This window comes from Micromonospora palythoicola, from assembly GCF_036689795.1.
Lineage (GTDB): Bacteria > Actinomycetota > Actinomycetes > Mycobacteriales > Micromonosporaceae > Micromonospora > Micromonospora palythoicola.
Map to the genome: position 1 here is coordinate 1 of NZ_JBAGKI010000115.1, position 8,233 is coordinate 8,233.

General features: G+C 69.2%; 7 protein-coding genes. 5 read left to right on the forward strand and 2 right to left on the reverse strand.

The genetic code is table 11. The features are described 5' to 3' along the window. The first annotated feature begins 122 nt into the window (after nucleotides 1-122). From V5O40_RS27415 to V5O40_RS27430, 4 genes are all read left to right on the forward strand, one after another. Nucleotides 123-1,133 (forward strand): ABC transporter permease, encoded by a 1,011-nt coding sequence (locus V5O40_RS27415; protein ID WP_332908137.1) that lies wholly within the window; start codon nucleotides 123-125, stop codon nucleotides 1,131-1,133. Between the two features lie 72 nt (nucleotides 1,134-1,205). Continuing rightward, nucleotides 1,206-2,141: an ABC transporter permease gene (locus tag V5O40_RS27420; RefSeq protein WP_332908138.1), complete on the forward strand. Its 936-nt coding sequence runs from the start codon at nucleotides 1,206-1,208 to the stop codon at nucleotides 2,139-2,141. Nucleotides 2,142-2,225: 84 nt separating this feature from the next. Then, nucleotides 2,226-3,263, forward strand: coding sequence for an ABC transporter ATP-binding protein (locus V5O40_RS27425; protein WP_164447816.1), 1,038 nt, complete (start codon nucleotides 2,226-2,228; stop codon nucleotides 3,261-3,263). Then, complete coding sequence (locus V5O40_RS27430) at nucleotides 3,256-4,266, forward strand: ABC transporter ATP-binding protein (RefSeq protein WP_269738235.1); 1,011 nt, start codon at nucleotides 3,256-3,258, stop codon at nucleotides 4,264-4,266. Before V5O40_RS27425 ends, V5O40_RS27430 begins: the two co-directional genes overlap by 8 nt. 233 nt (nucleotides 4,267-4,499) lie before the next feature. On the opposite strand, the gene V5O40_RS27435 is transcribed toward V5O40_RS27430, so the two are convergent. Continuing rightward, entirely contained in the window at nucleotides 4,500-4,838 is a 339-nt protein-coding gene (locus tag V5O40_RS27435; RefSeq protein WP_408631960.1) for a chorismate mutase, read from the reverse strand. A gap of 285 nt (nucleotides 4,839-5,123) precedes the next feature. Between V5O40_RS27435 and pcrA the strand changes: the two genes are divergently transcribed. Next, complete coding sequence (gene pcrA / locus V5O40_RS27440; RefSeq protein WP_332908139.1) at nucleotides 5,124-7,526, forward strand: DNA helicase PcrA; 2,403 nt, start codon at nucleotides 5,124-5,126, stop codon at nucleotides 7,524-7,526. A gap of 18 nt (nucleotides 7,527-7,544) precedes the next feature. On the opposite strand, the gene V5O40_RS27445 is transcribed toward pcrA, so the two are convergent. Next, the coding region (locus tag V5O40_RS27445; RefSeq protein WP_408631961.1) for a M23 family metallopeptidase at nucleotides 7,545-8,233 on the reverse strand (689 nt) is incomplete at its 5' end.

The following is an 8,233-nucleotide window of genomic DNA, read 5'->3' on the forward strand; positions in this document are numbered from 1 at the left end:
GATTTCGCTGAAGCAGAACTGAGCTTCAGACTCCTGATCCTGCCGTAATACGATGTGGCGGCAACGGTTACCCCACCAGGGTGATCGTTGCCGCCACGTCAGCGCCGAGAGGAGACCCCGTCATGGGGCGCTACGTCATTCGACGGTTGCTCCAGTTCATCCCCACCGTGCTGGGCACCATGTTCCTACTGCACTACATGACCTCGCTGGCGGTTCAGTTCAGCGGGAACCCGGTCCGGGCGCTGTTCGGGGACCGGACGCCGGATCCAGCGCTGCTTCAGGCGATCACCGAGCGGCTCGGCTACGCCGACCCCTGTCTCGACCAGCGGGGCAACCCCTGCTTCGGGCTCTTCCTGGACCGCCTGCAGAACATCTTCTTCCACTTCGACTTCGGCATCAACCTGCGCCAGCGGGAGGTCACCGACCTGGTCGCCGATGCCATTCCGTTCACCCTGAAGCTGCTGGTCATCGCGATCGTGTTCGAGGCGGTCGTCGGCATCGCGGCGGGTGTGCTGGCCGGTCTGCGGGGCGGCAGCTTCACCGACTACGCGGTGAAGATCAGCACGGTGTTCGTCATCTCGGTGCCGATCTTCGTGCTGGGCGTGGTGGTCCGGGAGTTCGTCGGGGTCAAGTTCGGCAACGTGCTGCGCGGACAGGACTGGATTCCCGACGTGATCTCCGTCGGCGTCTTCACGCCTGGTTTCAAGCCCGACTATCCGCTGGCCAGCCTGGTGATCCCGGGCATGGTGCTCGGTGCGCTCTCGCTGGCCACGACGGCTCGGCTCACCCGGACCAGCATCATGGAGAACATCCGTGCCGACTACGTCCGCACCGCGAAGGCCAAGGGCCTGACCAACAAGCGGGTCATCGGCGTGCACACCCTCCGCAACTCGCTGATCCCCGTGATCACCTTCCTCGGCGTCGACATCGGCGCCGCGATGGCCGGCGCGGTCGTCACCGAGACCATCTTCAACGTGCCGGGCATCGGCCGGCTGGTGACGTTCTCGGCGCGTAGCGGTGAGTCGTCGGTGGTGGTCGGCGTGGTGACCATGCTGGTGCTTGTGGTCCTGGTCGCCAACCTGCTGGTCGACCTGCTCTACGCCGTGCTCGACCCGAGGATCCGCTATGAGTGACCGAACCACGGTGGCGGACGTAGGTCTTCCCACCGTTCCTGGTGGCCGGGTGCAGCGAAACGAGGTGTGGACATGAGTGACCTGACGAGTGCGGGCTCCGCCGTCGGCGGTGCGCCGGTGGCCGGTGACGGCCCTACGCCCGACGCGCCGGGCGGCAAGGAGCGCAACGCGAGCCTGTGGGCGGACGCCCGACGACAGTTGCTGCGCGACCCCGTCTTCGTGATCGCCTCTCTCTACATCCTCGCGGTCGGGTCGATGGCGCTCTTCCCGAGCCTGTGGACCAGCCAGGACCCGCGGGCGTGCAGCACCGATCGGTCCCGGGTCGCGCCGAGTTGGGACCACCCCTTCGGCTTCGACATCCTGGGCTGCGACTACTACTCGCACGCGATCTACGGCGCTCGCCCGTCGATGGTGATCGCGGTGATGGCGACCAGCGGCATCGTGCTGTTCGGTGGGGTGCTCGGCCTGCTCGCCGGCTACTACGGCGGCTGGGTCGACGCGGTCATCTCCCGGGTGATGGACATCTTCTTCTCGCTGCCGTTCCTGCTCGGCGCGATCGTGTTCCTCACCGTGATCAAGCGGCAGAACATCTGGACCATCACGGCCGTGCTCTTCCTGCTGGCCTGGCCGACCATCGCCCGGATCATCCGGGGCAGCGTCATCTCGTCGAAGGACCTCGACTACGTGCACGCGGCGAAGGCGGTCGGTGCCCGCAACTCCCGGTTGATGTTCCGGCACATCCTGCCGAACGCGATCGCACCGATGCTGGTCTACGCCACCATCGTGCTGGGCTCGTTCGTCGCCGCCGAGGCCACGTTGACCTTCCTCGGTGTCGGACTCCAGCCGCCCACCCAGTCCTGGGGCATCATGATCAGCCAGCACCAGGTCTACTTCCTGGACGACCCGTGGCTGCTGCTGTTCCCCTGTGGTCTGCTGGTCGGCACGGTGCTGTCCTTCATCCTCATGGGTGACGCGTTGCGGGACGCCCTCGACCCGAAGTTCCGGTGAGTCGGATGAGCGAGTCACAGCGAGCGAATCATCAGCCAAGGGCGATGGTGCCTCACGAGGGCACGGAGCGAGCGGAGTGCCGGCATGAGCACTGATGTGAACGTCAAGATGGAGGCGCTGGCGGGTGTCGACCCCGACGCGCTGCCACTGCAGGTCAAGGACCTGCACGTGGAGTTCCGCACCCGCAACGGCATCGCGCACGCCGTGAACGGTGTGAGCTTCGACCTGCGGGCCGGCGAGACCCGGGCGATCCTCGGCGAGTCCGGCTGCGGCAAGAGCGTGACCGCTCAGGCGATCATGGGCATCCTGGATACTCCGCCTGGCTTCATCACCGGCGGCGAGATCCTCTACCGGGGCGTCGATCTGCTCAAGCTGCCGGAGTCGGAGCGCCGCAAGGTGCGGGCGAACCGGATCGCGATGATCTTCCAGGACGCGCTCTCCGCGTTGAACCCGGTCTTCACCGTCGGTTTCCAGCTCGCCGAGCTGTTTCGTAAGCATCGGGGCATGTCCCGCCAGGACGCCAAGGCCCGTGCCGTCGAGCTGCTGGACCTGGTGAAGATCCCGGCCGCCAAGCAGCGGGTGAACGACTACCCGCACCAGTTCTCGGGAGGTATGCGGCAGCGCGTCATGATCGCCATGGCGCTGGCGCTCGACCCCGAGGTGCTGATCGCGGACGAGCCGACGACCGCCCTGGACGTGACCGTGCAGGCGCAGATCATGGCGCTGCTCGCCGAGCTTCAGCGGGAACGGAACATGGGCCTCGTGCTGATCACCCATGACATGGGGGTGGTGGCCGACGTGGCGGACCGGATCTCGGTCATGTACGCCGGCCGGGTCATCGAGGAAGCCGGCGTGAACGACATCTACGCCAGCCCCGCCCACCCGTACACCAAGGGTCTGCTGGAGTCGATTCCGCGTCTGGACCTCAAGGGTCACGAGCTCAGCGCCATCAAGGGCCTGCCGCCGATGCTCACCAACATCCCGCCGGGCTGCGCCTTCAACCCCCGGTGCGGGTACGCGCAGGAGGTCTGCCGGCAGGACCCGGCGCCGCCGCTGTACCAGGTGTCGCCGAGCCGGACGGCTGCCTGCCACTTCTGGAAGGAGGTCAAGGGTGATGAGTGACGTGGTGCTGGAAACCCGTGACCTGGTCAAGCACTTCCCGCTGACCCGGGGCATCGTCTTCAAGAAGCAGTACGGCGCGGTTCAGGCGGTCGACGGGGTCAACCTGCAGCTGCGGCGCGGCGAGACGCTCGGCATCGTGGGCGAGTCGGGCTGCGGCAAGTCGACCCTGGCCCGGCTGCTGGTCGGGCTGGAGACGCCGACCTCGGGTGACCTGTTCGTGCAGGGCAAGAACATGTCGAAGGTCAGCGCCGAGGAGCGACGTCGGGGCCGGCGCAACATCCAGCTGGTGATGCAGGACCCGTACACCTCGCTCAACCCGCGGATGACCGTCGGTGACATCGTCGGGGAGCCCTTCGAGGTGCACCCGGACGTGTTGCCGAAGGCCCGGCGGCGGGCCAAGGTGCAGGAACTGCTCGATCTGGTCGGTCTCAACCCGGACCACATCACCCGGTACCCGCACCAGTTCTCCGGCGGCCAGCGGCAGCGGATCGGCATCGCCCGGGCGCTGGCGCTCAACCCGGAGATCATCCTGTGTGACGAGCCGGTCTCCGCGCTGGACGTCTCCATCCAGGCCCAGGTGATCAACCTGCTGGAGAAGCTCCAGAAGGAGCTCGGGCTGTCGTACATCTTCATCGCCCACGACCTCTCGGTGGTCCGGCACATCGCCGACCGGGTCGCGGTCATGTATCTCGGCAAGATCATCGAGATCGGCACCGAGGACGAGATCTACGACAACCCGACCCACCCGTACACGCAGGCGTTGCTGTCGGCGGTGCCGGTGCCGGATCCGAGGCTGCGCGGGCACCGGGATCAGATCGTGCTGACCGGTGACGTGCCGTCGCCGGCCAACCCGCCCTCGGGCTGCCGATTCCGCACCCGGTGCTGGAAGGCCCAGGACGTCTGCGCCGAGCAGCAGCCGCTGCTGGAGATCCGCGACAAGTCGGGTCACCCGAGCGCCTGCCACTTCGCCGAGGTACGCGACGTGGTGCACGCGTCGGAGTAGCCCCACAGACGCCGCCGCTCCCGTCCATCCGTACCGGAAGCAGCGGTGAAGGTAGTGCCTCCTCAGTGATTCGGGGCGTCGGCCGTCACCAGCAGCCGGCGCCCCGGTCCACACCCACCCCGCCCCGGTTGATCAAGAAGTTTTCGTCTGGAACAGCGTGGATCCAGACGAAAACTTCTTGATCAACGGAATTGACCGTGGTGGGTGTGGGTGTGGGAGGAGGGTGGGGTGGGTCAGAGGGGGCCGCGGCCGGCGCGGAGCAGGAGCAGGGCGAGTTGGGTGCCGTCCGCGCCCAGGGCCGACCGGAAGCGCTCCAGGATCTCCTGTTCGCGGGAGAGGACGAGCCGGGTACCGCCCGAGGCCATCCGGGTCGCACCGACCTCCCGGGAGAGTGCGGCCCGCTCCTGCCACAACTCGATGAGCGCCCGGTCGATCTCGTCGATCCGTACCCGGATCTCGGCGATCCGACTGGCGGCGTCCGGCTCGGCGGTGCCGGTGGCCGGGGCGCCAACCTCGGGCCCGGCGGGACCTGCCCCGTTCGCGCCGCCGTTCTGCTCCATCACGTCTGTCATCTTCGGGTACCTCTCGCGGTGTGGTGCCGCCGTTGCCCGGATCCCGGGACGCGAAATGCCCCGGGCTCCGAGAGCCCGGGGCATTTCGTAGGTCTGATCGATCAGGCGCGACCTACGGCTGCCGGACTCCCGGAGCCGTAGTAAAAGTAGAAGCGCTCGTCGAACACGCTGTCGAGTATGCCGCCCTCCGGGATGGCACGCAAGGAAACCCGTCCCTTCCCCGCATCTGGTCGGTGGGTGCCGTGGGCGGGGGATGTCCGGCCGGCGGCATAGACTCGCCGTGCGATGCATCCTCTCTTCGACATCCCCGCGTCCCCACCCGAGCCCGAGCCTGCCCGGGCGTTGCCACCCCACCGGCCCGCGCCCGGCCGCCTCGATCCGGCGCAGCTGGTGGACGGGCTCAACGGCCCGCAGCGGGACGCGGTCACCCACGCGGGCTCGCCGCTGCTGATCGTGGCCGGCGCCGGGTCCGGCAAGACCCGGGTGCTGACGCACCGGATCGCGTACCTGCTCGCCGCCCGGGACGTGCACCCCGGCGAGATCATCGCGATCACCTTCACCAACAAGGCCGCCGGCGAGATGAAGGACCGGGTCACCGCCCTGGTCGGTCCGCGGGCCCGGCTGATGTGGGTCTCCACGTTCCACTCCGCCTGCGTGCGGATCCTGCGTGCCGAGCACGAGCACGCCGGCCTGAAGTCCACCTTCTCGATCTACGACGCCGACGATTCCCGCCGGCTGATGCAGCTCGTCGCCCGGGAACTCGACCTCGATCCGAAGCGCTATCCGGCGCGCGGCCTCGCCGCCCAGGTCTCGAATCTGAAGAACGAGCTGGTCGACCCGGAGACGTTCGCCGCACGGGCCAGCGGGCCCAACGAACGCGCGCTGGCCGAGGCGTACGCCCTCTACCAGCGGCGGCTGCGCGAGGCCCACGCGCTCGACTTCGACGACCTGATCATGACGACGGTGCATCTGCTCCAGTCGCATCCGCACGTCGCGGAGAGCTATCGCCGTCGGTTCCGGCACGTGCTCGTCGACGAGTACCAGGACACCAACCACGCGCAGTACATCCTGATCAAGGAGCTGGTCTCCGGCACCGAGGGCCTCGACCCGGCGGAGCTGTGCGTGGTCGGCGACGCGGACCAGTCCATCTACGCCTTCCGGGGCGCGACGATCCGCAACATCCTGGAGTTCGAGCGCGACTTCACCGACGCCCGCACCATTCTGCTGGAGCAGAACTACCGCTCCACCCAGACCATCCTGAACGCGGCGAACGCGGTGATCGACCGCAACACGTCGCGCAAGCCCAAGCGATTGTGGAGCGACGCCGGCGCGGGTGAACCGATCGTCGCGTACGTCGCCGACACCGAGCACGCCGAGGCGGACTGGGTGGCCCGGGAGATCGACAGGCTGGTCGACGACGGGGAGACCCGGCCTGGCGACGTTGCGGTCTTCTACCGCACCAACGCGCAGTCCCGGGTCTTCGAGGAGGTGTTCATCCGTCTCGGTCTGCCCTACAAGGTCGTCGGCGGGGTGCGCTTCTACGAGCGCAAGGAGGTCCGGGACGCACTGGCCTACCTGCGTTCGGTGGTGAACGACGACGACACGGTGAGCCTGCGGCGGATCCTCAACACCCCGCGCCGGGGCATCGGCGACCGCGCCGAGGCCTGTGTGGAGGCGCTGGCCAGCCGGGACCGGATCTCCTTCGGTGCCGCGTTGCGGCGAGCCGGTGACGCGCCGGGCATCTCGACCCGGGCGGCCAACGGCATCGCCGACTTCGTGGCGCTGCTCGACTCCGCCCGTGAGCTGGCCGTCGACGGCACCCCGGAGGAGGTGCTGGAGGCGGTGCTGACCCGGTCGGGTTACCTGACCGAGCTGGAGGAGAGCCTCGACCCGCAGGACGCCGGCCGGGTCGACAACCTCCAGGAGTTGGTGAGCGTCGCCCGCGAGTACACCGAGCGGATCGAGGCGACCGGCGCGGAGGGCGAGCGGGCCACCCTGGCCGGCTTCCTGGAACAGGTCGCACTGGTCGCCGACGCCGACCAGGTGCCGACCGACGACCCCGAGCACCAAGGCGTGGTCACCCTGATGACGCTGCACACCGCCAAGGGCCTGGAATTCCCGGTGGTGTTCCTGACCGGCCTGGAGGACGGCGTCTTCCCGCACCTACGCTCACTCGGCGACACCCGGGAGCTGGAGGAGGAGCGCCGGCTGGCGTACGTCGGCATCACCCGTGCCCGGCAGCGGCTCTACCTCTCCCGGGCGGTGACCCGCTCCGCGTGGGGCCAGCCGGCCTACAACCCGCCGTCCCGGTTCGTCGAGGAACTGCCGCCCGAACTCGTCCGCTGGGAGCGGACCGAGGGGTCGTACACCTCGTGGGGTGGCGGTGGTGGCGGCGTGGGCGGCCGTGCGGACCGGATGCCCGGCGGTCGCGGTGGTTTCACCGGCGGGACGCCCCGGGCGGCCCAACTGGCCCGCAAGCTCGGGGTGGACGGCAGCCGGTTGGCCACCGCGAGCGAGCTGCCGCAGGGGCCGAAGGTCACCGCCGGAGACCGGGTGAACCACCAGCGGTACGGTCTCGGCCGGGTGGTGACCGTGGAGGGACACGGCCCGGGTGCCCGGGCGCAGATCGACTTCGGTGACCAGACGCTGTGGTTGGTGCTGCGCCACGCCCCGATCGAGAAGATCTGACCCGGCCCGCCGGAGCGGTCAGCAGGCCACGTCGATGCCCCGGGCGCGCAGGAAGGGCGCCGGGTCGATCTGGTTCCACAGCTGGCCCTGGTGCACCTCGAAGTGCAGATGCGGGCCGGTGGAGTCGCCCGTGGAGCCCTCCAGACCGATGGTCTGCCCGGTGCTGACCTTCGCACCCACGCTCACCCTGGCCGTGCTCAGGTGGGCGTAGTGGGTGAGGTAGCCGTTGCCGTGGTCGATGACCACCGAGATGCCGTACCCGTCGTCGACGTCGCCGGCCTTGGTCACGGTGCCGCCGAAGGCGGCGCGCACCGGGGTGCCGGCGGGCATGGCGAAGTCGATGCCGGCGTGCAGGGTGCCCCACCGGGGCCCGTAGCAGGAGGTGACCGCGCCTCCGGACATCGGCAGAACCCAGGACGACTTCGGCTTCGTGCTCTTCTTCGGCTTCGGCTTGACGGTGGCCGTCCGACTGGCCTTCGGCTTCGGCTTCGGCTTCGGCGTCGGGGTGGGCTTCGCGGTGGGGCTGGCGCTCGTCGACGGGCTCGGCGACGGGCTGCCCGAGGTGGCGGGCTGGCGAGCCGACCGGTCGGCTCGCTCGGCGGCCGCTGCCCGGGCCGGTGCGTCCAGGGCGACCGGGCGGCGGGTCGGCCGCTCGGCGCGGGCGGTCAGGGCGACAACGCCCACGCCGAGCGCCGCCCGGGCGACCG

Coding starts and splice junctions, on each gene's coding strand:
- V5O40_RS27415 (WP_332908137.1), top strand. CDS start 123: ATGGGGCGCTACGTCATTCGACGGTTGCTCCAGTTCATCCCCACCGTG.
- V5O40_RS27420 (WP_332908138.1), top strand. CDS start 1,206: ATGAGTGACCTGACGAGTGCGGGCTCCGCCGTCGGCGGTGCGCCGGTG.
- V5O40_RS27425 (WP_164447816.1), top strand. CDS start 2,226: ATGAGCACTGATGTGAACGTCAAGATGGAGGCGCTGGCGGGTGTCGAC.
- V5O40_RS27430 (WP_269738235.1), top strand. CDS start 3,256: ATGAGTGACGTGGTGCTGGAAACCCGTGACCTGGTCAAGCACTTCCCG.
- V5O40_RS27435 (WP_408631960.1), bottom strand. CDS start 4,838: ATGACAGACGTGATGGAGCAGAACGGCGGCGCGAACGGGGCAGGTCCC.
- pcrA (WP_332908139.1), top strand. CDS start 5,124: ATGCATCCTCTCTTCGACATCCCCGCGTCCCCACCCGAGCCCGAGCCT.